The organism is Rhizobium sp. NLR8a, from assembly GCF_019685235.1.
Lineage (GTDB): Bacteria > Pseudomonadota > Alphaproteobacteria > Rhizobiales > Rhizobiaceae > Rhizobium.
On record NZ_JABDWI010000006.1, the window covers coordinates 66,739 to 91,417 of the forward strand.

Annotated in this window: 23 protein-coding genes; 15 read left to right on the forward strand and 8 right to left on the reverse strand. The window is 61.6% G+C overall.

Annotation, left to right across the window (positions count from 1 at the left end; translation table 11 throughout):
• Positions 1-14: 14 nt before the first annotated feature.
• Together xylB and xylA are read left to right on the forward strand one after the other, a co-directional pair.
• Entirely contained in the window at positions 15-1,469 is a 1,455-nt protein-coding gene (gene xylB / locus HJC04_RS12705) for a xylulokinase (RefSeq protein WP_221124204.1), read from the forward strand.
• Between the two features lie 202 nt (positions 1,470-1,671).
• Positions 1,672-2,982: a xylose isomerase gene (gene xylA, locus HJC04_RS12710; protein ID WP_210629781.1), complete on the forward strand. Its 1,311-nt coding sequence runs from the start codon at positions 1,672-1,674 to the stop codon at positions 2,980-2,982.
• A gap of 60 nt (positions 2,983-3,042) precedes the next feature.
• Here the strand turns inward: xylA and HJC04_RS12715 are convergent, their stop codons facing one another.
• Positions 3,043-4,074, reverse strand: coding sequence for a LacI family DNA-binding transcriptional regulator (locus tag HJC04_RS12715; protein ID WP_097597195.1), 1,032 nt, complete (start codon positions 4,072-4,074; stop codon positions 3,043-3,045).
• Between the two features lie 256 nt (positions 4,075-4,330).
• On the opposite strand from HJC04_RS12715, the gene HJC04_RS12720 reads away from it, so the two are divergent.
• The 5 genes from HJC04_RS12720 to HJC04_RS12740 all read left to right on the forward strand — a co-directional run bounded on the left by HJC04_RS12720 (position 4,331) and on the right by HJC04_RS12740 (position 10,656).
• Positions 4,331-5,857: a sugar ABC transporter ATP-binding protein gene (locus tag HJC04_RS12720; protein WP_221146364.1), complete on the forward strand. Its 1,527-nt coding sequence runs from the start codon at positions 4,331-4,333 to the stop codon at positions 5,855-5,857.
• A 77-nt stretch (positions 5,858-5,934) separates the two neighbouring features.
• Positions 5,935-6,939, forward strand: a complete 1,005-nt coding sequence (locus HJC04_RS12725) for an ABC transporter permease (protein ID WP_221146366.1) — start codon at positions 5,935-5,937, stop codon at positions 6,937-6,939.
• Between the two features lie 87 nt (positions 6,940-7,026).
• Complete coding sequence (locus HJC04_RS12730; protein WP_011426857.1) at positions 7,027-7,974, forward strand: substrate-binding domain-containing protein; 948 nt, start codon at positions 7,027-7,029, stop codon at positions 7,972-7,974.
• A 248-nt stretch (positions 7,975-8,222) separates the two neighbouring features.
• Entirely contained in the window at positions 8,223-9,278 is a 1,056-nt protein-coding gene (locus HJC04_RS12735; protein WP_210629784.1) for a sugar phosphate isomerase/epimerase, read from the forward strand.
• Positions 9,279-9,468: 190 nt separating this feature from the next.
• The gene (locus HJC04_RS12740) at positions 9,469-10,656 is read left to right on the forward strand and encodes a Gfo/Idh/MocA family protein (RefSeq protein ID WP_221146368.1); all 1,188 of its coding nucleotides are present in this window, start codon (positions 9,469-9,471) and stop codon (positions 10,654-10,656) included.
• Between the two features lie 85 nt (positions 10,657-10,741).
• On the opposite strand, the gene HJC04_RS12745 is transcribed toward HJC04_RS12740, so the two are convergent.
• Complete coding sequence (locus HJC04_RS12745; protein WP_221146369.1) at positions 10,742-11,143, reverse strand: DoxX family protein; 402 nt, start codon at positions 11,141-11,143, stop codon at positions 10,742-10,744.
• 252 nt (positions 11,144-11,395) lie between these two features.
• Between HJC04_RS12745 and HJC04_RS12750 the strand changes: the two genes are divergently transcribed.
• Positions 11,396-12,790, forward strand: coding sequence for a GH1 family beta-glucosidase (locus HJC04_RS12750; RefSeq protein ID WP_221146370.1), 1,395 nt, complete (start codon positions 11,396-11,398; stop codon positions 12,788-12,790).
• An 81-nt stretch (positions 12,791-12,871) separates the two neighbouring features.
• Positions 12,872-15,085, forward strand: a complete 2,214-nt coding sequence (locus tag HJC04_RS12755; RefSeq protein ID WP_221146372.1) for a bifunctional diguanylate cyclase/phosphodiesterase — start codon at positions 12,872-12,874, stop codon at positions 15,083-15,085.
• A 42-nt stretch (positions 15,086-15,127) separates the two neighbouring features.
• On the opposite strand, the gene HJC04_RS12760 is transcribed toward HJC04_RS12755, so the two are convergent.
• From HJC04_RS12760 to HJC04_RS12770, 3 genes are all read right to left on the reverse strand, one after another.
• Positions 15,128-16,057, reverse strand: a complete 930-nt coding sequence (locus tag HJC04_RS12760; protein WP_221146498.1) for a rhodanese-related sulfurtransferase — start codon at positions 16,055-16,057, stop codon at positions 15,128-15,130.
• A gap of 86 nt (positions 16,058-16,143) precedes the next feature.
• Positions 16,144-17,052: a CHAD domain-containing protein gene (locus HJC04_RS12765; RefSeq protein WP_210629790.1), complete on the reverse strand. Its 909-nt coding sequence runs from the start codon at positions 17,050-17,052 to the stop codon at positions 16,144-16,146.
• A complete protein-coding gene (locus HJC04_RS12770; RefSeq protein WP_210629791.1) occupies positions 17,030-17,518 on the reverse strand; it encodes a CYTH domain-containing protein in 489 nt (162 codons plus the stop codon). Before HJC04_RS12770 ends, HJC04_RS12765 begins: the two co-directional genes overlap by 23 nt.
• Positions 17,519-17,672: 154 nt before the next feature.
• Between HJC04_RS12770 and HJC04_RS12775 the strand changes: the two genes are divergently transcribed.
• The 4 genes from HJC04_RS12775 (at position 17,673) to HJC04_RS12790 (ending at position 20,161) form a co-directional block, all read left to right on the forward strand.
• Complete coding sequence (locus HJC04_RS12775; RefSeq protein ID WP_221146374.1) at positions 17,673-18,311, forward strand: 2-dehydro-3-deoxy-phosphogluconate aldolase; 639 nt, start codon at positions 17,673-17,675, stop codon at positions 18,309-18,311.
• A gap of 111 nt (positions 18,312-18,422) precedes the next feature.
• Positions 18,423-19,142, forward strand: a complete 720-nt coding sequence (locus HJC04_RS12780) for a tellurite resistance TerB family protein (protein ID WP_210629793.1) — start codon at positions 18,423-18,425, stop codon at positions 19,140-19,142.
• A gap of 117 nt (positions 19,143-19,259) precedes the next feature.
• Positions 19,260-19,955, forward strand: a complete 696-nt coding sequence (locus HJC04_RS12785; RefSeq protein WP_210629794.1) for a GNAT family N-acetyltransferase — start codon at positions 19,260-19,262, stop codon at positions 19,953-19,955.
• Entirely contained in the window at positions 19,952-20,161 is a 210-nt protein-coding gene (locus tag HJC04_RS12790) for a hypothetical protein (protein WP_210629795.1), read from the forward strand. Before HJC04_RS12785 ends, HJC04_RS12790 begins: the two co-directional genes overlap by 4 nt.
• Positions 20,162-20,198: 37 nt before the next feature.
• On the opposite strand, the gene HJC04_RS12795 is transcribed toward HJC04_RS12790, so the two are convergent.
• The 3 genes from HJC04_RS12795 to HJC04_RS12805 all read right to left on the reverse strand — a co-directional run bounded on the left by HJC04_RS12795 (position 20,199) and on the right by HJC04_RS12805 (position 22,934).
• Positions 20,199-21,275 (reverse strand): nickel/cobalt transporter, encoded by a 1,077-nt coding sequence (locus HJC04_RS12795; RefSeq protein WP_221146382.1) that lies wholly within the window; start codon positions 21,273-21,275, stop codon positions 20,199-20,201.
• Positions 21,269-21,910 (reverse strand): DUF1007 family protein, encoded by a 642-nt coding sequence (locus HJC04_RS12800; RefSeq protein WP_210629797.1) that lies wholly within the window; start codon positions 21,908-21,910, stop codon positions 21,269-21,271. The genes HJC04_RS12795 and HJC04_RS12800 overlap by 7 nt, the downstream gene beginning before the upstream one ends.
• Positions 21,911-22,040: 130 nt before the next feature.
• On the reverse strand, positions 22,041-22,934 hold the full coding sequence (locus tag HJC04_RS12805; protein WP_210629798.1) for a LysR family transcriptional regulator: 894 nt from the start codon (positions 22,932-22,934) through the stop codon (positions 22,041-22,043).
• 23 nt (positions 22,935-22,957) lie between these two features.
• On the opposite strand from HJC04_RS12805, the gene HJC04_RS12810 reads away from it, so the two are divergent.
• Both HJC04_RS12810 and odc2 read left to right on the forward strand, forming a co-directional pair.
• Positions 22,958-23,467 (forward strand): hypothetical protein, encoded by a 510-nt coding sequence (locus HJC04_RS12810; RefSeq protein ID WP_210629799.1) that lies wholly within the window; start codon positions 22,958-22,960, stop codon positions 23,465-23,467.
• Positions 23,464-24,597, forward strand: coding sequence for a type III PLP-dependent enzyme (gene odc2, locus HJC04_RS12815; protein ID WP_210629800.1), 1,134 nt, complete (start codon positions 23,464-23,466; stop codon positions 24,595-24,597). Before HJC04_RS12810 ends, odc2 begins: the two co-directional genes overlap by 4 nt.
• Positions 24,598-24,679: the final 82 nt, after the last annotated feature.

Here is a 24,679-nt window from a genome sequence, read left to right on the forward strand (position 1 = left end):
AGGGAGAATGCCACATGTATCTCGGTCTCGATCTCGGAACCTCCGGCGTCAAGGCGATGCTGATCGACGGCGACCAGAAGATCGTCGGTTCGGCCAACGGTGCGCTCGACGTCTCGCGCCCGCATTCCGGCTGGTCGGAACAGGAACCGGCTCACTGGGTGCGCGCGACCGAGGAGGCCGTGGCCGGCCTCAAGGCGAAACATCCAAAGGAGTTCGCCGCAGTCACGGGCATCGGCCTTTCGGGCCAGATGCACGGCGCCACGCTGATCGACGCGAGCGACAAGGTATTGCGGCCCTGCATTCTCTGGAACGATACACGCAGTCACGTCGAAGCCGCCGCACTCGACGCCGACCCGCGTTTCCGGGCGCTGACCGGCAATATCGTGTTTCCCGGCTTTACGGCGCCCAAGCTCGCCTGGATCAGGAAGCATGAGCCTGAGACTTTCGCGAAGGTCGCCAAGGTATTGTTGCCGAAGGATTATCTGCGTCTCTGGCTGACCGGCGAATATATCTCCGAAATGTCGGATTCGGCAGGCACCTCCTGGCTCGATACTGGCAAGCGCGGCTGGTCGTCGGAACTGCTTGCCGCCACCGGCCTTTCGAGGGAGCAGATGCCGGCGCTTGTCGAAGGGACCGATCAGGCCGGCAGACTGCGGTCCGAACTCGCGGCCCAGTGGGGCATATCAGGCTCGGTCGTCGTTGCCGGCGGCGCGGGCGACAATGCAGCCTCGGCCTGCGGCATGGGCACGGTCAGCGATGGCGCGGCCTTCGTCTCACTCGGCACCTCGGGCGTGCTTTTTGCCGCCAACGGCTCCTATCTGCCGAAGCCGGAAAGCGCCGTGCATGCCTTCTGCCATGCGTTGCCCAACACCTGGCATCAGATGGGCGTCATCCTCTCGGCCACCGATGCGCTCAACTGGCATTCCGGTGTGACCGGCAAATCGGCCGCTGATCTCACAGGCGAACTCGGCGAGACACTGAAGGCGCCGAGCGGCGTCACCTTCCTGCCCTATCTCTCCGGTGAGCGTACGCCACACAATGATGCCGTCATCCGCGGGGCCTTTATCGGGCTCGGGCATGAAAGCAGCCGCGCGGCGCTGACCCAGGCCGTGCTCGAAGGCGTGGCTTTCGCCATTCGCGACAATCTCGAAGCGCTGCGTTCGGCCGGCACCGGCATCTCCCGCGTGACGGCAATCGGCGGCGGTTCGCGCTCGCATTATTGGCTGGCGTCGATCGCGACGGCGCTCGGCGTTCCGGTCGATCTACCGGCCGACGGCGATTTCGGCGCAGCTTTCGGTGCGGCCCGTCTCGGCCTAATCGCGGCGACGGGTGCGGATCCGATCGCCGTCTGCACGCCGCCGATGACGGCAGGCACGATCGAACCGGTCGCGGCGCTTAAGGGCGCTTACGAGGACGCTTACAAGCGCTATCGGGCGCTCTATCCGGCGATCAAGTCGCTGGCGCATTGAGAACTCGAGCCGGCGGCCCCCTCACCCTACCCTCTCCCCGGGGGAGAGGGGGAGTTCGCAGCAATGGCTTTGAAAGAGCTGCAACGTAGCGGCAAGTCCCTTCTGCCCTCGGGGAGAAGGTGCCGGTAGGCGGATGAGGGGCTGCCTCCGCAGACAAGAATTCAGAACTGCCAAGAGATACGAACCCAAAGGAGACCCCAATATGAGCACCGGATTTTTCGGCGATATCCAGAAGATCAAATATGAAGGCCCTGACAGCACCAATCCGCTGGCCTTCCGCTATTACCAGCCGGACGAGATTGTTCTCGGCAAGCGCATGGAAGACCATCTGCGTTTTGCGGTGGCCTATTGGCACACCTTCACCTGGCCCGGCGGCGACCCCTTCGGCGGCCAGACCTTCCTGCGTCCCTGGTTCGAAGACACGATGAAGGCCGCCAAGCTCAAGGCCGACGTCGCTTTCGAATTCTTCTCGCTGCTCGGTGCGCCCTATTACTGCTTCCACGACGCCGACGTGCGCCCTGAAGGCAAGAACTTTGCCGAGAACACCAAGAACCTCAACGAGATCGTCGATTATTTCGCCGAGAAGCAGGCAGCCACCGGCACCAAGCTGCTCTGGGGCACAGCGAACCTCTTCTCCAACCGCCGCTACATGTCGGGTGCGGCGACCAACCCCGATCCGGACGTCTTTGCTTTCGCAGCTGCGACGGTCAAGACCTGCATCGACGCTACGCAGAAGCTCGGCGGCGAGAACTACGTGCTCTGGGGCGGCCGCGAAGGTTACGAGACGCTGCTCAACACCGATCTCAAGCGCGAGCTCGACCAGCTCGGCCGCTTCCTCAACCTCGTCGTCGAATACAAGCACAAGATCGGCTTCAAGGGCACGATCCTGATCGAGCCGAAGCCGCAGGAGCCGACCAAGCACCAGTATGATTACGACGTTGCGACTGTCTACGGATTCCTCAAGAAGCACGGTCTCGAAAACGAAGTGAAGGTCAATATCGAGCAGGGCCATGCGATCCTTGCCGGCCACTCATTCGAGCACGAGCTGGCGCTTGCCAATGCGCTTGGCATCTTCGGCTCGATCGACATGAACCGCAACGACTACCAGTCCGGCTGGGACACCGACCAGTTCCCGAACAACGTTCCGGAAATGGCGCTCGCCTATTACCACGTTCTGGCGGGCGGCGGCTTCAAGACCGGCGGCACCAACTTCGATGCGAAGCTGCGCCGCCAGTCGCTCGATCCGGCAGACCTCTTGATCGGTCATATCGGCGGCATGGATTGCTGCGCCCGCGGCCTGAAGGCGGCTGCCAAGATGATCGAGGACAAGGCTCTGTCGCAGCCGCTTGCCGACCGTTATGCCGGTTGGGAAACGGCCGAGGCGCAGAAGCTCTTCCGCGGCGAGTATTCGCTCGATGAGATCACGAACTGGGTCGAGAGCAAGGACGTCAACCCGCAGCCGAAATCCGGCAAGCAGGAACTGCTCGAAAACGTCGTCAACCGTTACGTCTGATGACAGGCGCCGGCGGCCATCGGTCGCCGGCGCATTGTTAGCCGGCTATGCCATCTCCGTTCAGCGCTTCAACCAGTTGCGCGACGGCGCTGAGACGGAGTTTCGCACCACCAGATCCGGCCTAAGCAGGATTTCCGTCTCGGCTGGCTGTCCGTCGGACAGGAGCTCCAGCAGCAGCGCCATCGCCTGTTTGCCGATCGCCGTTCTCGGCTGACGGATCGTCGTCAGCGATGGGGATATGAAGACGGCCTGCGGCACATCGTCGAAGCCGGTCACCGAGAAATCCCGCGGAATATCATAGCCTCGCGCGCCGAGTCCGATCATGACGCCGATCGCCGTCTGGTCGTTCACGCACATAAAGGCGGTCGGAAGCGTGTCGCGCATGAAAAGCTGCTCGACCGCATGCCGTCCGCTTTCGATCGTGCCGTCGCCTTCGAGCACGATCCGCAAATCGGGCGGGACGCCGGCAGCGTCGAGACCGGCATCATAACCCATGCGGCGCCTGGTATAGGCGAGCCGAGTGCGGGAATCGCCGATGAAGGCGATCTTGCGATGGCCTTCGGCCAGCAGCAGATCCACGGCCTTTCGCGCGCCCTCGGTATCGTCAACGCCGACATAGGGAATGCCGCCGTTGAAGACCGGTTCGAAGACCCCGACACTCGGCGGTAGGCGCGCCGTCATGGTCTGGTGACCGAAGGGCAGGATGCCGGTGAAGAGGATGAGCCCAGCCGCCTGGTTGGAGTTGAAGAATTTCAGATATTCCAAGCCGCGCTGGGCATCGTTCTGGGTGTGGCCGATCAGGACGCCGTAGCCGTGGGCGCGAGCCTCGTTCTCCAGTCCGACGAGAATGTTGGAGAAATTGGGATCGCCGATGTCGGGCGCCACCACGAGGATCATGTTGGAGCGGCCGAGCCTCAGGCTGCGCGCCATGGCATTAGTCGTATAACCGGTGATGGCGATCGCCTGGTTGACCTTGAGCCGCGTCGAGTTGGCGACCTTCTCCGGCGTGTGGATCGCCCGGGAAACCGTCGCGATAGAGACCTCGGCGATCCGGGCGACGTCTTCGATTGTTGCGGGCGTGGAATTCGACACTGGGCTCTGCCTTAAGGCTGTCTTCGCCGCGACACTACACAGACTTGTCGAGAGGTCAAAGGTAAGCGTCAACTCATCTGTGTTAATCCACGATGTAAACCTTTACATGCTTTATGTAAAGGTTTACATAAGGCTCGAAGCGGTCGGGAGCCGCATGCGCGTGCCTGTTTGAGAGCCCAAGGCGGTTTTCACAAGGAAAATGTGCGCTAGTTCAAAGCGGAGCGTTGCCGGGTGCGGCGCTCTAGGGGAGGGCATAATGACCGTGGAGATCGCCGACACCGCACCCGTGGTGCTGTCCGCCAGGCGCATATGTAAATCCTTCAGCGGCGTGCAGGTCCTCTTCAGCGTCAACTTCGATCTCCGCGCCGGCGAAATCCATGCGCTCATGGGCGAAAACGGCGCCGGCAAATCCACCCTCGTCAAGGTGCTCTCGGGTTTCGAACAGCCGAGTTCCGGCGAAATCCTGCTCGACGGCAAGCCTTTGGTGCTGCCGCCGAATGGCGCTGCGGAAGCGCTCGGCATCGTCATCATTCATCAGGAATTCAACCTCGCCGACCATCTGACCGTGACCGAGAGCCTATTCCTCGGTCGCGAGGTTACGCGTCTCGGCGTGCTCGACCGTAGGTATATGCGGGCTGAAACGCGCAAGGTCCTCGACGTGCTCGGTTCGCATGTCGATGAGAATGCCTTGATCAGCACGCTTTCCATCGCCGACAAGCAAATGGTCGAGATTGCCAAGGCGATCAGTCGCGATGCCCGTGTCGTCTTTATGGACGAGCCAACCGCCGTGTTGTCGCGGGAAGAGACCAATATGCTGTTCAAGCAGGTCCGCAAGCTTCGCGACCAGGGCACGAGCTTCGTCTTCGTGTCCCATAAGCTCGACGAGGTGATGGAGCTGACCGACCGGGTGACGGTGCTGCGCGACGGCCAGTGGATCAAGACGTCGCCGACCGCCATTTTGGATGGCGAATCGATCGCGCAGCTGATGGTCGGCCGCGAGCTTTCCAGCCTCTATCCGGCCAAGGTCGAGCCCAATGTCGACGAGGAGATCGTCCTCAGCGTCTCTTCGGTGTCGACGGGATATGTCAGGGATGCGAGCTTCGAAGTGCGCAAGGGCGAGATCATCGGGTTTTCCGGCCTGATCGGCTCCGGCCGTACCGAGCTGATGGAGGCGATTGCGGGACTGCGGCCCCGCCTCGAGGGCGAGGTGGTCATCAAAGGGCAAACGGTTCCCTCCGGCGACGTGCACGCGGCCAATCGTTGCGGCCTCGCCTATATGACCAAAGACCGCAAGTCGAAGGGTCTACTGCTGCGCTCCGGCATGGCGACCAATCTGACGCTGCAATCGCTCGGACGGCATTCGCGCCACGGCTATCTCAGCCCGAGCAGCGAGGCGGCCGCACTGGCGAAAGCCAAACGTCGTTTCGACATCAGGGTTCGCGACAGCGCTATCGTCGCGGGCCGCATGTCGGGCGGAAACCAGCAGAAGCTGCTGCTCGCCAAAGTCATGGAGACCGATCCCGACATCATCATCATCGACGAGCCGACGCGCGGCATCGATGTCGGCACCAAGCAGCAGATCTATCATTTCATTTCGGCGCTCGCCCGGGACGGCCGGTCGATCATCGTCGTTTCGTCGGAAATGCCTGAAGTCATCGGCCTCTGCACGAGAGTGGCCGTCATGCGCGAGGGGCGGATCGTCGGCGTGCTCGAGGGCGACGAGATTTCCGAGCAGGAGATCATGCGTTACGCCGCCGGGCTCAAAAAGAAGGTGGCTGCGTGAGGGCGGAGCAAGACTTCGCCGACGCGGACAATAAATAGGATACCCAGACGATCTGGGACGGGAGGTTGGTTTTGGACATGAGCATTAACGAGGAGACCAGGGCGATCCGGCGCAGGTCCTGGCGTGACGTTGATCTGCGCGCGGTTGCACCGTTTGCCGCCTTGGCCTTGCTTCTCGTCGTCGGCGCACTGGTCAATCCGAACTTCATCGGCATCACCAATCTTGCCAACGTCGCGACGCGCTGCGCTTTCATCGCCATCATCGCGGTCGGCGCCACTTTCGTGATCTCGTCCGGAGACCTCGACCTTTCCGTCGGCTCGATGGTCGCCTTCGTCGCCAGTCTGATGATCCTGCTCATTAATTCAGGCGTCATTGCCGATCCGGTGCTGATGCTGACGGCAGCGGTGGTCTTTACGGTGATGGCGGGGGCTCTTTGCGGCCTCGCAAACGGCCTCATCACCACCGTCGGCAAGATCGAGCCTTTCATTGCCACGCTCGGCACAATGGGCATTTATCGCGGCCTGACCACCTGGCTGTCGCAGGGCGGCGCGATCACGTTGCGCTCGAGTGAAATCCAGACGCTCTACCGCCCAGCCTATTTCGGCAATATTCTCGGCGTTCCCGTGCCGATCGTGGTAATCCTCGTCGTCACCGCGATTGCAGCCTTTATCCTCTATCGCACCCGTTACGGCCGCCATGTCGTGGCTGTCGGTTCGAACAGCGACGTCGCGCGCTATTCGGGCATTGCAGTCAACCGCGTGCGCACGATTGCCTTCGTTATCCAGGGACTCTGCGTGGCGATCGCCGTGCTGCTCTATGTACCGCGTCTCGGTTCCACCTCGGCAACGACCGGTATCCTGTGGGAGTTGCAGGCCATCACCGCCGTCGTCGTCGGCGGCACGGCGCTCAAGGGCGGCGCCGGCCGGGTCTGGGGGACCATCTGCGGCGCCTTCATTCTCGAACTCGTCGGCAACATCATGCTGCTTTCGAACTTCATCAGCGAGTATCTCATCGGCGCGATCCAGGGTGCAATCATCATCATCGCCATGCTGGTGCAGCGGTCGCTGGTTCGCAAATCCTAAGGCAAAGAGCTTCTCGGATTGGCCGGGCTTCACGGGGCACCCGGCTCGAATTGGACAAGTCCCTGATATTTTTGGGAGGAAATAAGCATGCGCAAGCTCATGTTGGGTCTGGCTGTTGCGGGGGTGGCTTTTGCCGGCGCAGCCTACGCCCAGGACAAGAACTACACGATCGGTGTGTCCATTCCGGCCGCCGACCACGGCTGGACTTCTGGCGTCGTGTTCCATGCCGAGCGTATCGCCAAGAAACTGATGGCCGAACATCCGGGCCTGAACGTCATCGTCAAGACTTCACCGGATGCCGCGACGCAGGCAAACGCCGTGCAGGACCTCGATACACAGGGCATCGACGCGCTGGTCATCCTGCCGTCGGACCCGGATCCGCTCGTCAACGCCATCAAGGAAGTCAAGGACAAGGGTAAGTTCGTAGCACTTGTCGACCGCGCGCCGTCGAACAACGATAATTCCGTGCGTGATCTTTACGTCGCCGGCAACAACCCGGCACTCGGCGAAGTCGCCGGCAAGTACATTGCCGAAAAGACGCCGGAAGCCGAGGTCGTCGTTATCCGCGGTCTGCCGATCCCGATCGATCAGCAGCGCCAGGATGGCTTCGACAAGGGTATCGCCGGCTCCAAGGTCAAGGTTCTCGACCGCCAGTACGGCAACTGGAACCGCGACGACGCCTTCAAAGTAATGCAGGACTACCTGACGAAGTACCCGAAAATCGACGTCGTCTGGTGCCAGGACGACGATATGGCCGTCGGCGTACTGCAGGCGATCGAGCAGGCCAAGCGCACCGACATTCAATATGTCGTCGCCGGCGCCGGCTCCAAGGACATGGTCAAGAAGGTCATGGACGGCGACAAGCTGATCCCGGTCGACGTTCTCTATCCGCCGGCAATGGTCGGCACGGCAATGGAGCTGACGGCGGCGGCGCTCTACGATCAGGTCCCGGTTCACGGCAATTACATCCTCGACGCAACGCTCGTCACCAAGGAGAATGCCAAGAACTTCTACTTCCCGGATTCTCCGTTCTGATCCGACGACCGAAAGACGCGCCCGTTCGAAAGGACGGGCGCATTTTTATGCGCGCATGCGGCGCGGCGCTGAAAATGCTGCACGTACCTCTTGCCCGCCAACGCCCATCATGATTAGCTCGCAACCATATCGCATCTGGCCTCGCGCCAAATCCGCGAGGCAGGACAAGGAAGCGCCTTGCACCCGTCAAAATGCGTGCTACAAGTTTTCAGAAACGTTTACGGTCGATGTTCAGGGAGGAATCTGACATGAAGACGATCAAGGGCCCCGGCCTTTTTCTTGGCCAGTTCGCGGGCGATACCGCGCCTTTCAATTCCTGGGACGCGATCACCAAATGGGCGGCCGACATCGGTTACAAGGGCGTCCAGGTGCCGACCTGGACAAGCCAGCTGATCGATCTGAAGAAGGCCGCGACGTCGAAGGATTATTGCGACGAATTCGCCGGCAAGGCCCGCGAAAACGGCATCGAAATCACCGAACTTTCGACCCATCTGCAGGGCCAGCTCGTCGCCGTTCACCCGGCCTATGACGAAGCCTTCGACGGCTTCGCGGCCCCCGAGGTGCGCGGCAACCCGAAGGCGCGCCAGGAATGGGCGGTCGAGCAGGTCAAGCTGGCGCTGACCGCATCGAAAAACCTCGGCCTCAAGGCGCATGCGACCTTCTCCGGGGCGCTTGCCTGGCCCTTCATCTATCCCTGGCCGCAGCGTCCCGCCGGCCTGGTTGAGACCGCGTTCGACGAACTTGCCCGCCGCTGGACGCCGATCCTCAACCATGCGGATGAAAACGGCATCGACGTCTGCTACGAGATCCATCCGGGTGAAGACCTGCATGACGGCATCACCTTCGAGATGTTCCTGGAGCGGGTGAAGAACCATTCCCGCGCCAACATGCTCTATGATCCCTCGCATTATGTCCTGCAGTGCCTCGATTATCTCGAGAACATCGACATCTACAAGGACCGCATCAAGATGTTTCACGTCAAGGATGCCGAGTTCAATCCGACCGGGCGCCAGGGCGTTTACGGCGGTTACCAGGGCTGGGTGGAACGCGCCGGCCGCTTCCGCTCGCTCGGCGACGGCCAGGTCGATTTCGGCGCGGTCTTCTCGAAGATGACGGCCAATAATTTCGACGGCTGGGCCGTGGTCGAATGGGAATGCGCGCTGAAGCATCCGGAGGATGGCGCCCGCGAGGGGGCCGAATTCGTCGCCGCCCATATCATCCGCGTCACGGAAAAGGCCTTCGACGATTTTGCCGCCGGCGGCACGGACCAAGCGGCCAATCGGCGGATGCTGGGGCTTTCCTAAACAGGGCATCTGGTGGGTGCCCCTCACCCTAACCCTCTCCCCGTAAACGGGGAGAGGGGACTTGCCCGACCAAACGTTGAGAGCGGAAAAGCCGCTGCGGCATATCGCCTCCGCCCCGCTTGCGGGGCGAAGGGGGCAGCAGCCGGATGAGGGGCGCACCCGCACCAGATTCAATTTCAGGAGGACAAGAATGGCAATCGAAGCATCATCCGAACAGACCCGCGAGCCGCGCATCCGGCTTGGCATGGTGGGCGGCGGCGCGGGCGCGTTCATCGGTGCAGTGCACCGCATCGCAGCCCGCATCGACGATCAGTACGATCTCATCGCCGGCGCGCTGTCGTCGACGCCTGAGAAGGCGGTTCAGTCCGGCCGCGACCTTGGCCTCGACCCGTCGCGGACGTATTCCAGCTACCGCGAGATGGCGATCCGCGAGGCGAAGCTGAAGAACGGCATCGAGGCGGTGGCGATCGTCACGCCGAACCATGTGCACTATGACGCGGCCAAGGAATTCCTGAAACGCGGCATTCATGTCATCTGCGACAAGCCGCTGACATCGAACCTCGCCGATGCGAAGAAGCTGAAGAAGGTGGCCGACGAGAGCGGCGCGCTCTTCGTGCTGACGCATAATTACACCGGCTATCCGATGGTCCGCCAGGCGCGGGAGATGATCGCGAACGGCGAACTCGGCGATATAAGAGTGGTCCAGGCCGAATATCCGCAGGATTGGCTGACGGAAGCGGTCGAGCAGACCGGGCAGAAGCAGGCTGCCTGGCGCACCGATCCGGCCCAGTCCGGCGTCGGCGGGTCTACAGGCGATATCGGCACACATGCCTATAATCTTGCCTCCTTCATTACCGGACTGGAACTCGACAGCCTGGCCGCCGACCTCGACAGCTTCGTTCCCGGCCGCCGGCTGGACGATAACGCCCATGTCATGCTGCGCTTCAAGGCGAAGGGCGCGGAGAAGCCGGCTAAGGGTATGCTCTGGTGCAGCCAGGTGGCGCCGGGCCATGAAAACGGCCTGATGGTGCGCGTCTATGGCAGCAAGGGCGGGCTGGAATGGACCCAGAAGGACCCGAATTACCTCTGGTACACGCCTTTCGGCGAGCCGAAGCGGCTGATCACCCGCGGCGGCGCCGGCGCCGGAGCGGCTGCCGGGCGCGTGTCACGCGTGCCGTCAGGGCATCCGGAAGGGTATCTCGAAGCCTTTGCGACGATCTATACGGAAGCCGCGCATGCGATCAACGCCCGCAAGAGGGGCAAGGAAGTCGATAAGGCGGTGGTCTATCCCACAGTCGACGACGGCGTGGAGGGTGTCGCCTTCGTCGAGGCCTGTGTTGCCTCGTCCAAGAAAAACGGCGCCTGGGTCAAGCTCTGATCTTTGGCGATCCGTGCGTCGGATGGCGCGGAGTCGCAGGAAATGCCGCGGCGGTCTTGGGCCGCCTCGGCTTGTCCGTCAGGCCTCAGGCCGCAGCGCGGTTGCGCTTCATGAGGCCGTCAATGCTGAGCGGGCCGGCGCCTGCCGCCACCAAATAGAGAAACACGAAGCAGAACAGGATCGCGGCGACGCCACCGTTCTGCGCGGGATAAAAGCTCTTCCCCGCATGGCCGAGGAAATAGGCGAAGGCCATCAGGCCGGAGAGTACGAAGGCTGCAATGCGTGTCTGGAATCCTATCACCACGACGAAGCCGAGGGTGAGTTCGATCAGCCCGGCGATCCAGGAGAGCGAGCCCATCGGCGGCACGCTTGCCGCGGCCGGAAAGTGCAAAATCTTCTGCGTTCCGTAGCTGAAAAGCACGAGCGACGAGACGAGGCGCAGCAGGCTCAGCAGATGCGGCTGCAGCAGATGGATCGAAGACAGCATGGGATTCCTTTCACGTTGTGATGTCTTCGCTGTGTAGTGATCATGGGCTCGGCAGCAAGTCACGACTGCTGACATTCGCGTTATGAGAGCGTGGGGGCCGAAAGTATGGCGACCGAGGCGACGGAACGATGCCGTTCTGTCACTAGTCCTGCAACGTTGCAGTTTTTCTTCCCCAGCACCTGTACTTTGCTTGCCGGCTTGGCTAAATCCGGCCCACGGGCAACCCACATTGCTGAGAGCCGGGGGATACAGATGATCGACGCCAAGACGCTTGCAAGCCGCTTTCCCGGTGATTTCACCTTCGGCGTTGCCACCGCCGCCTTCCAGATCGAAGGCGCCAGCAAGGCCGATGGCCGCAAGCCGTCGATCTGGGACGCCTTCTGCAACATGCCCGGCCGCGTCTATAACCGCGACAACGGCGACATTGCCTGCGACCACTATAACCGCCTGGAGCGAGACCTCGATCTCATCAAGGACATGAGCGTTGAGGCCTACCGTTTTTCCATTGCCTGGCCGCGGATCGTCCCGGAGGGCACGGGCCCGGTGAACGAGGCGGGCCTCGATTTCTACGATCGGCTGGTCGATGGCTGCAAGGCGCGCGGGATCAGGACCTTCGCGACGCTCTACCATTGGGACCTGCCTCTGATGCTCGCCGGCGACGGCGGCTGGACGGCGCGCTCGACCGCCTATGCCTATCAGCGCTACGCCAAGACTGTGATGAACCGCCTCGGCGATCGTCTCGACGCCGTCGCGACATTCAATGAGCCCTGGTGCATCGTCTGGCTGAGCCACCTTTACGGCATCCATGCTCCGGGTGAGCGCAACATGCAGGCTGCCCTTCACGCCATGCATTACATGAACCTCGCCCATGGCCTCGGTGTCGAGGCAATCCGTTCGGAAGCTCCCAATGTGCCGGTCGGGCTCGTGCTCAACGCCGCCGCGGTCATCCCGGGCTCCGACAGCCCGGCCGATCTGGCAGCCGCCGAACGGGCGCATCAGTTCCACAACGGCGCCTTCTTCGATCCCGTCTTCAAGGGCGAATATCCGAACGAATTCGTCGAGGCGCTCGGGGACCGCATGCCCGTGATCGATGACGGGGACCTGAAGCTCATCAGTCAGAAGCTCGACTGGTGGGGTCTGAATTATTACACGCCCGAGCGCGTCACCGACGATGCCGAACGAAAAGGCGACTTCCCCTGGACGGTGAAAGCGCCGCCTGCAAGCGACGTCAAGACCGATATCGGCTGGGAAATCTATGCGCCCGGATTGAAGCTCCTGGTCGAGGACCTCTATCGCCGCTACGACCTGCCGGAATGCTACATCACCGAGAACGGCGCCTGTGACAATACCGGTGTCGTCGGGGACGAGGTCGACGATACGATGCGCCTCGACTATCTCGGCGGTCACCTCGATGTCGTGGCCGACCTCATCAAAGACGGCTACCCCATGCGCGGCTATTTTGCCTGGAGCCTGATGGATAATTTCGAATGGGCGGAAGGCTATCGCATGCGCTTCGGTCTCGTTCATGTCGATTATGAGACGCAGCGGCGCACGGTGAAGAAGAGCGGTAAATGGTATCGCGCACTCGCGGCTGAATTTCCGAAAGGCAATCACACGCCGGCTCAGCATAGCAAACTGAAAAAATAGACCAGCGGAAAGCTGCAACAGGCGGTTGCTTAAACGTTTCTGAACCCTTGACTGGCAAACTCCGCTGGTCAGGGAGCAGGAATGCAGATACTCGGAAAATTGCAGGGCAGGGGATCGGGAATAGGCCGTGACGTCACCGTCACGGGCGTGCTGCTCTCCTTCGCCGTCATCGTCGCGGTCGCCACCATCATGGTGCTGACGGCACTCGAACGCGTGGCTGAGAACGCCAATGTCCTTGATGACGAGCGCTCGCGCGAAACGACAATCGGCGCGTTGAAGACCTTCGAGGATCAGCTCGGTGCGACGCTCGACGATTATGCCGCCTGGGACGATGCCGCCGCCAACGTCTATGCGTCGGATGGCATGGCGTGGACGGTTAGCAACTACGGCGAGATGTCGGTCAACAGCTCACTTTTCGACATGGCAATCGTTGTCGATGATGCGAAGAACTCGATCATGGCGTATCGCGACGGCAAACCGATGGAGGAGCCGCCCGCGGATTTCTTCGCGCCTTCGCTGTGGAAGCTGTTCGACGTGGTCAAGGCGGCCGGTCCGGCCGATTCGCCCCAGGCAGTCGGATTCATCACCACCAAACGCGGCATTGCCGCTGTCGGCGTGGCATTGGTGCGGAAGAAATCCGGCGCGCTTGATGCGCCCGCCGGGCAGCACCGGTATCTCATTTTCGCACGCCATCTCGATGACGACAGGGTGGCCGGACTCGGCCAGACCTATGTGATCGGCGGACTGAGGCTGGCGCCGCCGAGTTTCGAGGCAGAATATTTTGTACCTATCGCCGATCCGTCGGGGGCAACGATCGGCAAGCTCGTCTGGAATTCGCGCTCACCCGGCAATATTGCCTACGCGCAGGTACGACCGATGGTCATCGAGGCACTCGGTCTCGTCGGGCTTTTCTTCGGGGTGCTTCTGGCCATCGGCTGGCTGGTCGGCCGACGCCTGAAGGCGGAGGAAAACAGCGCGCGCGAAGAGGCGCTGCGCGACAGGCTGAGCGGCCTTTCCAATCGCGACGGCCTCGGGCTCGCCGTCGATCGTTGTGTCCTCGAAGCGCGCCAGAGCAAACGCAACGTGCTGCTCCTCTATCTCGATCTCGACGGTTTCAAGGAAGTCAATGACAGCTATGGACACGGCACCGGTGACCAATTGATCCGCGCGGTCGCGGCCGGCCTCAAGGTATTGATCCCGCAAGGCGCAGTTCTAGCCCGCATCGGCGGCGATGAATTTGCGATCGCCTTTCTCTCCGATGGCGAGAACGCCGCCGCCCTGCAGCTCGCCGAGCAGATCCTCGATTTTCTCGTCGAGCCGCTGGAGATCGGTCGCCGTGTCGTCGTCGTCGGCGCCAGCATCGGCATCGCCATGTCGCCTGCCGGCGCAATCGATCGCGAGGAACTGGTGCGCCGTTCCGACCTTGCCATGTATAAGGCGAAGGAGGCGGGCCGTGCGCGCATGACGCTTTACGACCCGTCGATGGATGCGGACCGGCAGCAGCGCAATGCTCTGGAACTCGATCTCAGAATCGCCATTGAAAGCGGTGATCTGACCCTTGCCTATCAGCCGCTGGTCGATGCGGCCACGCATGCGCTGACCGGCGTCGAGGCGCTGGTGCGCTGGAACCGTCCGGGCCACGGCCCGGTTTCGCCAGAGGTGTTCATTCCGATCGCCGAGACCAGCGGCCTCATTGAATCACTCGGCCTGTTCGTGCTGCGCAAGGCCTGCGAGACGGCCAAGCAGTGGCCGGAGCTGAACGTATCTGTCAATGTCTCGCCCGGCCAGTTCCGCAATCCAGCCTTCACCGACTATGTGCGCTACGTGTTGAAGCAGACGGAGATCGAGGCCAGCCGCATCACTCTCGAGATCACCGAAGGGTATATGATCCAGAATCCGCAGCGTACCCGCCAGTCGATCGAGCGGCTGAAAGGTCTGGGGGTCAAGGTGGCGCTCGACGACTTCGGTTCCGGCTTCTCATCGATCGGCTATCTCCGGCAGTTCGGCTTCGACCGCATCAAGATCGACCGCTCGTTGGTGATGGGCGTCAACGAGGACAAGCGCCAGCGCGAAATGCTGCAGGCGACGGTGGCGCTCGCCCGCTCGCTCGATATCCCGGTGACGGCGGAAGGCATCGAAACCGAGGGGCAGGCGGTCGCCATGCGCCTGTTCGGCTGCGACTGTCTGCAGGGCTATTTGTTCGGAAAGCCTGCGGCGGCCGAGCGAATCACCGAGATGCTCAACGAGCTTCGTACTGCGGAACAGTCAACCCCGTGCCGTCTCGGCGCGGCCTGACGGCGAAATTCTGGGCGCAAAGCTCATTCAACAGCAACAAGCTCAGCTGCCGATATGCCGTTGGCCGCGTTTTTTTGCCAGCGCGATCTGATGCTGCCGTTGACGGTAGCGCAGCCGGTCTTCTTCTGTGCGTCTTGGATAGCAGTGGCTGCAGGAAACGCCTTCCTCATAAAGCGGCGAGGCAATTTCCTCTGATGTGATCGGGTTGCGGCAGGCGTGGCACAGCCGGTGCTCACCCTCCTTCAGCCCGTGTTCGACGGATACACGCTCATCAAACACGAAGCAGGCGCCCTCCCAGAGGCTTTCTTCCTGCGGCACTTCCTCCAGATATTTCAGGATGCCGCCCTTCAGATGATAGACCTCGTCGAAACCCTCGGCCTTCATGAAGGCAGTGGCCTTTTCGCAGCGTATGCCGCCGGTGCAATACATGGCGACTTTCGGCTTGTTGTGCAGTCCCGTATTCCGGCGCACCCAATCCGGAAATTCGCGGAATGTCTTGGTCTTGGGGTCGAGCGCGCCGCGAAAAGCACCGATCGCCGTCTCATAGTCGTTGCGGGTGTCGATGACGATCGTATCGGGATCGGAGATCAGCGCATTCCAGTCCTTGGGCGCGACATAGGTGCCGACCACCTTGTTGGGGTCGATGTCCTCGACGCCCATGGTGACGATTTCCTTCTTCAGCTTCACTTTCATGCGCAGGAAGGGCATTTTCGAGGCGCGGCTTTCCTTGTGCTCCAGGCCCGCAAATTCCGGCTGGACGCGCAGGAAGGCGAGCACGGCGTGAATGCCGGCATCCGGTCCCGCGATCGTACCGTTGATGCCCTCATGCGCCAGAAGCAGCGTTCCCTTGACGCCGTTTTCCTCGCACAGCGCCTGCAGCGGGGCCTGCAAGCTGGCAAAGCGCGGCACGGATACGAAATGGTAGAGCGCCGCTACGAGGAACGGGCCGGTGTGTGTCAGGCTGTCGGTCATGCGCCGGAAATACAGAAAATTGACCGGTCGCGCAATTGCCTTCCGCACAGGCGGCCGACCGCCTCCAGGATCGCGCCTGCCATCGCTCAACTTGCAGCCGTCAGCCAGAGAAGCTCGATACGCTCCGATTCCTCGTCGGGATCATCGGCGAAGACGGCTTCGGCCTTGAGGAGGGCCTGCCGCCGGTCTTCCTGCTGGCGGACGATGATTGCCTCAAGAAGATGCGCCAGGTCGTCGTTGCGGGTGAAGAGCTGCGGCTCGGCTTCGACCAGTTCGCAGAGTACGGCAAGGTCATGGATGCGGCCGAGATCCTCGACGAGCTCCTTGGCCGCATCCTGCTTGGCCTTCATCGCACCCGGCCAGACGTCGCGCAGAAGAGCGTGGTAAAGCCGGTAGTCGTAGGTGCGTTTGCGCAGATCATGGAAATCGCCGGCCGATGCATCACCGTGGCAGTTGGCGAGCGCGGCCTCAGCCTTGCGCGCCGTGCGGCGCCAGCTCTTCGCCAGCATGCGGGCATTCTTGCGGTGGCTGCCATCGAAGGAGATTCCATCCAGAGCGGAAATCGCCTCTCTGAGCACGTCCGAGGTTTCCATCAGCTGCCGTTCAAGACCGCTTTCGGCCTCCGCCATCCAGTCGCGGCGCCCCTCGAGAATGATGACGATCCGGCCGAGCGCCTCGCTTTCCTCTTTCCCGCGGGCTGAATGCTGCAGATATTGCGCGGTGCCGATGAGCGCGGCAGCGTCGCGGATTGCCGAAAGCGAGCGCGCGGCGTCGCGCAACCTTGCATTTTCCTGCTCCTGGAAATCAGGCACCTCGCGTGCGACGAGCCGGTAGAGCGAGCGCAATCTCTTCAGGTTTTTTCGGAAGGAATGGATCGCCTCGTGCGCACCTTCCGGCCGTTCTTCGAGAAAGGTAATAGCACCTTCCAGCTGCTCGGTCGCGATGCTCCGGAATGCCTCGGTGAAATCGGCGTCAGGCCGAATGCGATAGGCCATGCCTGTCGTGCTCGTATTCTGTGGCAAGGGCCTGGTTGGAATAGCGGAAATCGCCGGTCACTTCGCGACCAAGCCAGGCAGGCAGGACGGGTTTGTCGGTTTCTGCCGTCATCTCCACCTCGGCAATCACCAGCCCGAGATGCTCGCCGGCAAAGACGTCGACTTCCCAGACGAAGCCCTGATGCGGGACGCGGTAGCGCGTCTTCTCGATGACGACGCCGATCGCGCTCTGCAACAGCTCCTCGGCATCGGCAATCGGGATGTCATATTCGAATTCGTCACGGGTGATGGCACTGCGGCCAATCTTGATCGTCAGCTTCGCTTTCCTGCCGTCGAGGGTGCGAACGCGGACGGAACGGTCGTCCATCGAGGCGATGTAACCCTGCCTCAGGACAGACTTGCTCTCGACGGCGGAACGCCATCCATCGCCGCGTACAAGAAACTTCCGCTCGATCTCTTTCGCCATGTCAGTGAACCTTTTGTGACGAATGCCGCACGGTAGACCAATTTCCAAGCATTTCATACCTTCTTCTCACGCAGCCGGGTTTTATCTCGACAAGGTTCGGCGAGGGCGTTATTCGGGATGCAAATTTCAATCGTTTCAAGGAGGTCGTGCGACCATGGGCGAGAAAACAGAGAAGCTCCTTTCCATCCTGAAACTCCAGCCGGTCGTTCCGGTCCTGATCGTTGACGATGCCAGGTCGGCGGTGCCGCTGGCCCGCGCGCTTGTCGCAGGCGGCCTGAAAGCAATCGAGATCACCATGCGCACGCCGGCGGCGCTCGATGCCGTGCGCGCCGTCGCCGCCGAGGTCGAGGGCGCCGAAGTCGGCGCCGGCACCATCCTGAATGCCGCCCATTGGGAAGCGGCTGTCGAGGCCGGCTCGAAGTTCATCGTCAGCCCGGGCACGACGCAGGAGCTGCTTGATGCCGCTGCCGATTCCGACGTGCCGCTGCTTCCGGGAGCTGCGACCGCCAGCGAAGTCATGGCGTTGCGTGAGGAAGGTTATCAGGTGCTGAAGTTCTTTCCGGCTGAGCAGGCTGGGGGCGCCGCTTATCTTAAAGCGCTTTCTTCGCCGCTCGCCGGCACGCTGTTCTGCCCGACCGGCAGCATTTCGCTGAAGAACGCCAGGGATTATCTTTCGCTGCCGAACGTCGTCTGTGTCGGCGGTTCGTGGGTTGCGCCGAAGGAACTGGTCGCAGCCGGCGACTGGGCCGGCATTACCAAGCTTGCGGCTGAGGCCGCCGCTCTGAAGGCCTGAGGTTGCATGAGCGGGGTATGAGCACCAGGCACAGCCCCGCGCCCAATGTTTGTATTTCAGCCGTCGCAAACCTATGTTCTCCTCCGGCCTCAAACAGGGAGACGACGAGGAATGTTCGACGCAAAGAAGCTTCTCGACCAGTTCTTGGGTTCGCAGGTGCCGGGTCTCGGCGGTTCAGTCCGCGACAGGGCGGGCGAGGCCATACAGACGGCAAAGAACAATCCGATGAAGAGCGGCGCGATCGCAGCCGTGCTTCTCGGCACCAAGACCGGCCGCAGTATTGCCGGCAATGCATTGGCGATCGGCGGTCTTGCTGCTATCGCCGGTCTTGGCTATCAGGCTTACAAGAACTATCAGGCTGGGCAAGCGCCTGCGGCCCCCTCGGATGCGCCGTCGGCAAACAATCCGGTGCTCCTGCCGCCGCCCGTCGACTCCGGTTTCGGACCAGCATCGCCTGCCGGGAGCAACGAATTCGTGCTGGTGCTGATCCGGGCGATGATCGCCGCCGCCAAGGCCGATGGTCATATCGACGACGCCGAACGCGTCCTGATCATGGACAAGATCAAGGCTGCTGACGTCAGCGGCGAGGCTGCGGCTTTCATCGAGGGAGAACTTGCGTCTCCGACGGATATCGACGCGCTCGTTGCTGCGGCGCTCACGGAAGAACAGCGCGTCGAGCTCTACACCGCCTCGCGGCTGACCATCGATCCGGATTCGCGCGCCGAGCGCGGTTATCTCGATCTGCTCGCCGGCCGGCTCGGCCTTGCTGATCAGCTGGTCGACCATATCGAGGCGACGGTGTCATCCGCCAAGACGACCTTGTCACAGTGACATGCCGGCCGATTGCCTTTATCGGGCGACTGGCCTATCCACTCCCGGAGCCTTCCCCGGTTAAATTGACGCTTTCGTCAATTTAATCGGGGAAGGCTCTGGAATAGGGGAGTGAACATGCGCGATCTTGCAAATTTCAAGGGCTGCCCGGCGCCAAAGCCGGTTACGCTGAAAGGCCGTTTCGTCACCGTCGAGCCCTATCGCCGCGAGGAGCATCTCGAAGCGCTGTGGGAAGGGCTCGGCGGCATGGGCATCAACCCACTGCTGCTCTATTTTTCGCAGGATGATTTCTCGGGCATCGAGGACTTCGCCAGCTGGCTGGAAAACGTCCACACCAAGTCCGGTTGGCTCACCCATATCTTCCGCGACAACGCCACCGGCAAGGTTGTCGGCATGGCGAACTACATGCGCGCCGACCCGGCAAACGGCGTCGTGGAAATCGGCGGCGTGGCTCATGGTCGCGCTATGAGCCGTTCGCCGCTGTCCACCGAAGCGCACTATTTGATGGCCAAACATGTTTTCGAAGATCTCGGCTATCGTCGATACGAATGGAAATGCGATAATAAGAACGAGGCGAGCAAGACGACGGCACTGCGCTACGGTTTCAGCTTCGAAGGGGTGTTCCGTCAGCACATGATCTCCAAGCATCGCAACCGCGACACCGCCTGGTTCTCGATGATCGACGCCGAATGGCCGCTGATCAACGATGCTTTCGAGGCCTGGCTTTCGCCTGCAAATTTCGACGCGGCCGGCAATCAGATCCGCCGCCTGCAGGATATTCGTGCGGATCTGGAGAAGGAAAGGCTCGCGTGAGCCCGGAAAGCCGCTCGCAGGCGATCGCCGCCGCTGTCATCTTGCTCGGCGCCGGCCTCGTCGTCTACTTTCTGCCGACCATCGTTCTATGGATCGGCAATTTCTCGCCGACGCTGGGGATCGCCGTCGGCTTCTGCCTGATCATGGCGTTCTTTGCGATCTTCTGGCTGCGGGCGCGCTACCAGCGTCGCAGAGATAGACAGTAATCCAGGGGCGTCCGGGGGCACGGAGCCCTGAGGGTGTCTAGCCTTGCAGCGAAGCTCCGAGCAGGACGGCGCCCATCAGGATGACGAGCAGGGCGCCGAGGATTTCGATGGCGTTGCCGACCCAGACCGAAGCCGTCGAGCCGCGTCCGGAGAGACGGACCGCCGCACCTTTGGCGGTGACGGCAAGCGTCGCGAGCACGGAAACCGTGATCGCCGTGCCGAGCGACATGGCGGCGACCGAAAGCGCGCCGCCGAGATAGAGGCCGTTCAGCAACGAGAAAGTCATGACAAGCAAAGCCCCTGAGCAGGGTCGAAGGCCGACGGCTACGATCGCCGACCAAGCCTCTCGAGCGCTGAACCTGTCGCCGGCGAGCAGGGCCGGGTCGGGCACGTGCGTATTGCCGCAGGTCTCGCAGGCCATGCCGGGAACGAAGCTGTGGCCGGCGTTCACGGCCTGCGCCTTGCCGTTGAAGGCATAGGCCTGGCGTTCGGCTGCGTTATCCTTCCAATCCAGCATCATGGACACCGGACCGGCCGACGTCGCCACCAGCCGGCGGCGCGGCAGATTGCGTGCCATCGAACGCAGTTTGCGGAACAGCAGCCAGCCGCCGAAGAGGATAACCATGACGAAACTTATGATTTCCATGGCATGAGTGGCTGTCGTCAGTGTAATGCCGGTGCCGCGCAGCACCAGCCAGGCGCCGCCGACCAGCGCCACAGCGACGACGCCCTGGATGAAAGCCGAAATGAAGGAAATAACCACGCCGCGCTTCAACTCGACCTCGTTGGCGATCATGTAGGAGGAGATGACCGCCTTGCCATGGCCGGGGCCGGCGGCATGGAAGACGCCGTAGGCGAAGGAAAGGCCGACCAGCGATGTCAGCTGCCACGGATCCTCGCGCATGCCCTTCAACGCACCGGTCAGCGCCCGATAGAAAGCCTGCTGTTCATAGTTCACGTAGAGCAAAAGTGGCGCAAGCGGCCCGCCGGTCGGTTGGAAACTGGGTTCGGCCGTGCCGATGCCGAGCGGCGATTGCGCGTGGGCGAGGCTTGCCGCGGTCAGGAGCGCAAGGAGCGCCGCGGAAAGGCTCAGGGACGGGCGTTTTATCAGCATGTGAGCTCCAGCCGGGTGGCGAAGAGTTTGGACATGTTGGTGCCGGTGGGATCGTTGAAAAAGGCGTCTGTCAGCGACTGCTTGTTTTGCGAGATCACCTCGTCGGCATCTGGCCTTATCACCTGGTGCTTGCAGGCCTTGAAGCCGTCGCCCACCGTTGCCAGCTCGTTGTCTGTGGGGAAATCGATCGACGTATAGAGCGTCGGATCGTAGACGCCGAAGGTAAGCCTGCCCTTGAGCGGCATCTTCTCCACCGGCTTGACCGCAAAGAACATCAGGAGCTGGCCGTTCTTATAGTCGACATGGATGATGTCGGGCTGCTGGACGGTGATGCTCTTCCCGTTGATCGTCAGGTTCATGTAATAATCGTAATCGGCAAGCGATTGCTTCACCGTTTTGCCGACCTGCGCGAGTTCGTTCGGCTCCAGCTTCAGATCGGTGTTCTTGTCGAAATCCATGACGACCGAGGAGGAGAAGACCTCGTCAAAGCGCCAGACATTGCGCAGTTCCTCGATACTGCCGTCAGCGCCGGCCACGACTTCGAGCCGCGCCTCCACGAAGATGTGCGGATGCGCGAAGGCGGCGGCCGGCGCCAGCGAAAGAAGCGCGGTGATCAATGGTATGGATTTGTTCATGCGTCCCGCTGCCTTGTTCGCTCGACCCGAGTTCTTGCCAGAAATTGGGACGGAATTGGGACCGGCTTGTCGGTGAGTCCAGATCGGCACCGCTCCATCGTCCGGCCCGACCGGTCTTGCCGTGCAGATCTCACGGATGCTTCTTGAACCAGTTGTGCAGGTAATCGACAAAGATCCTCACCTTGGCCGGCAGGTAGCGCCGGTGCGGGTAGACGGCATAAATGCCGCGGTCGGTTGGTATGTAATCGTTGAATAGCGTCACCAGTTCGCCGCTTTCGATCGGCTTGCGGGCGATGAAATCGGGAATGAGGGCGATGCCGATGCCGGCGAGGGCGGCGCGGAGTGTCGCGTGCGGGCTGTTGACCTCGATCGGCCCGGAGACGGCGACGGCGAAGGTTGTGTTGTCAGGATTGTGGAAGCGGATGCTCCCCTGGGTGCGTGAATTGGTATCGACGATGAAGGGAAGATTGGACATGTCGCTTGGATGCTCCAGATCCGGATGGCGCTCGAGAAAATCCGGGGTGGCGCAGAGATGGACGCGGAAATCGGAGATCTTGCGAGCAATCATGCCGGAATCTTCGAGCTTGCTGATCCGGATCGCCACGTCAAAGCCTTCCTCGATCAGATCGACGAATCGGTCATCGGCGGCGATCTCCAGCGAAAGGTCCGGGTTCTCGCCGGCGAAATCGATCAGCGACTGGCCGACGTCGGCATCGACGAAGGTGCGGGGGACGGAGACGCGCAACCGTCCCTTCAGCTGTGCATTGTTTTCGCGCACGAGATCGGCAAGGTTGTCGATCTCCTTCAAAATGTCGGAGGCGCTGCGATAATAGGTGTGGCCGGCCTCCGTCATAGAGAACTGCCGGGTCGTGCGGTTGAGCAGCAACGCGCCGAGTTCGTCTTCCAGTTCGCGCACATATTTGGACAGCAGCGCCTTCGAGCGGCCGGTGCGCCGCGCGGCGGCGGAAAAGCCTTCGGCCTCGACGACTTCAATGAAGGCGCGTATGCGGGTCAAGGTGTCCATGAAATCCCCACAGGTGTTTTGGAATGTTGAACAAATCGCGCCGGTTTGTTCAATTATTTTTTGACCTCAAGATCAAAAAATCGCTTGATTATGAAGGCGAATATTCTTATCTCACCAGTCAGCCCAAAGTCGCACGTGCCCATGGGTGTCCGCCGAACCCTCGAATTGGTGAGGAAATCGGTAAGGTACCTGGAATTAACCCCTCCAGTCGCTATTCCGGCCAACCGGAAAATGCGAGGACGCCTGAAGCAACGACGGTGCGGGCCTTTTTGTTCTCTCCCTGCTTTCCATCAGCGGGGGTTACTGAAGAGGCACACCATCATTGCCGGAAGTGCGGTTGGGACTCTCCCTCCAATCCATGGCAGACAAAGCCGAACTTACACCGCGTTTGCGGCGTTGGTTCATTATCCGCGCATCGAGCGCTTGCTGTGGTTCCGGGGTCTCCACCGGCTGGTTCCAATGCGAGTTCTCGTATGCCCTTTGTCCTCCGGATCATGCCGGAGCTCTGGAACTGGAAGAGGGAACTGATATGACCACCCAGCGCATCCGCGACTTTCTCGCAACCCGACGTCCCGACGGTCCCTGCCTCGTGGTTGACCTCGATGTCATCAGCGACAATTTCCACGCTTTCCGCCACGCCATGCCGGATAGCGCCATCTACTACGCCGTCAAGGCCAACCCGGCTCCGGAAGTGCTGAAGCTGCTCGCCAGCCTCGGCTCCAATTTCGATTGCGCATCCGTTGCCGAAATCGAAATGGCGCTCGAAGCCGGTGCGACCGCCGCCCGCATCTCCTATGGCAACACGATCAAGAAGGAACGTGATGTCGCCCGCGCGCATACGCTCGGCGTCAGCCTCTTTGCTGTCGACAGCCACGAGGAAGTCGAGAAGATCGCGCGCGCCGCGCCCGGCGCCCGTGTCTTCTGCCGCGTGCTGACCGATGGCGAAGGCGCCGAATGGCCGCTGTCGCGCAAGTTCGGCTGCGTTCCGCAGATGGCCGTCGACGTTCTCGTCTACGCTCATCAGCTCGGCCTGCAGTCCTACGGCGTCTCCTTCCATGTCGGGTCGCAGATGACCAAGGTCGATGCCTGGGATTCGGCTCTTGCCGATGCCAAGCGTGTCTTCGTCCAGCTGGCCAAGCAGGGCATCCACCTGCAGATGGTCAACATGGGCGGCGGCTTCCCGACCAAGTATCTGCGTGACGTTCCGTCCGCGGAAGCTTACGGAAAGTCGATCTACCAGGCGCTGCGCACGCATTTCGGCAACCAGATCCCGCAGACGATCATCGAGCCGGGCCGCGGCATGGTCGGCAATGCCGGCGTCATCAAGGCTGAGGTCGTGCTGATCTCCAAGAAGTCGGACAATGACGACGCGCGCTGGGTCTTCCTCGACATCGGCAAGTTCGGCGGTCTCGCCGAAACCATGGACGAGGCTATTCGTTACCCGATCCGCACCGAACGCGACGGCGACGAGATGGAGCCCTGCGTGATCGCCGGCCCGACCTGCGACTCGGCTGACGTGCTGTATGAAAAGAACCTCTACCCGCTGCCGCTGTCCCTGACGATCGGTGACGAGGTCCTGATCGAAGGCACCGGCGCCTATACGACGACCTACTCGGCAGTCGCTTTCAACGGCTTCGAGCCGCTGAAGGCCTACGTCATCTAAGGTCTTGTTTCTGCTAGTCCCGTCACCAGCCGGGGCGGCAAATCCACAATTCTCCGAAGTCACCGTCTGAAGCGGTTTTGAG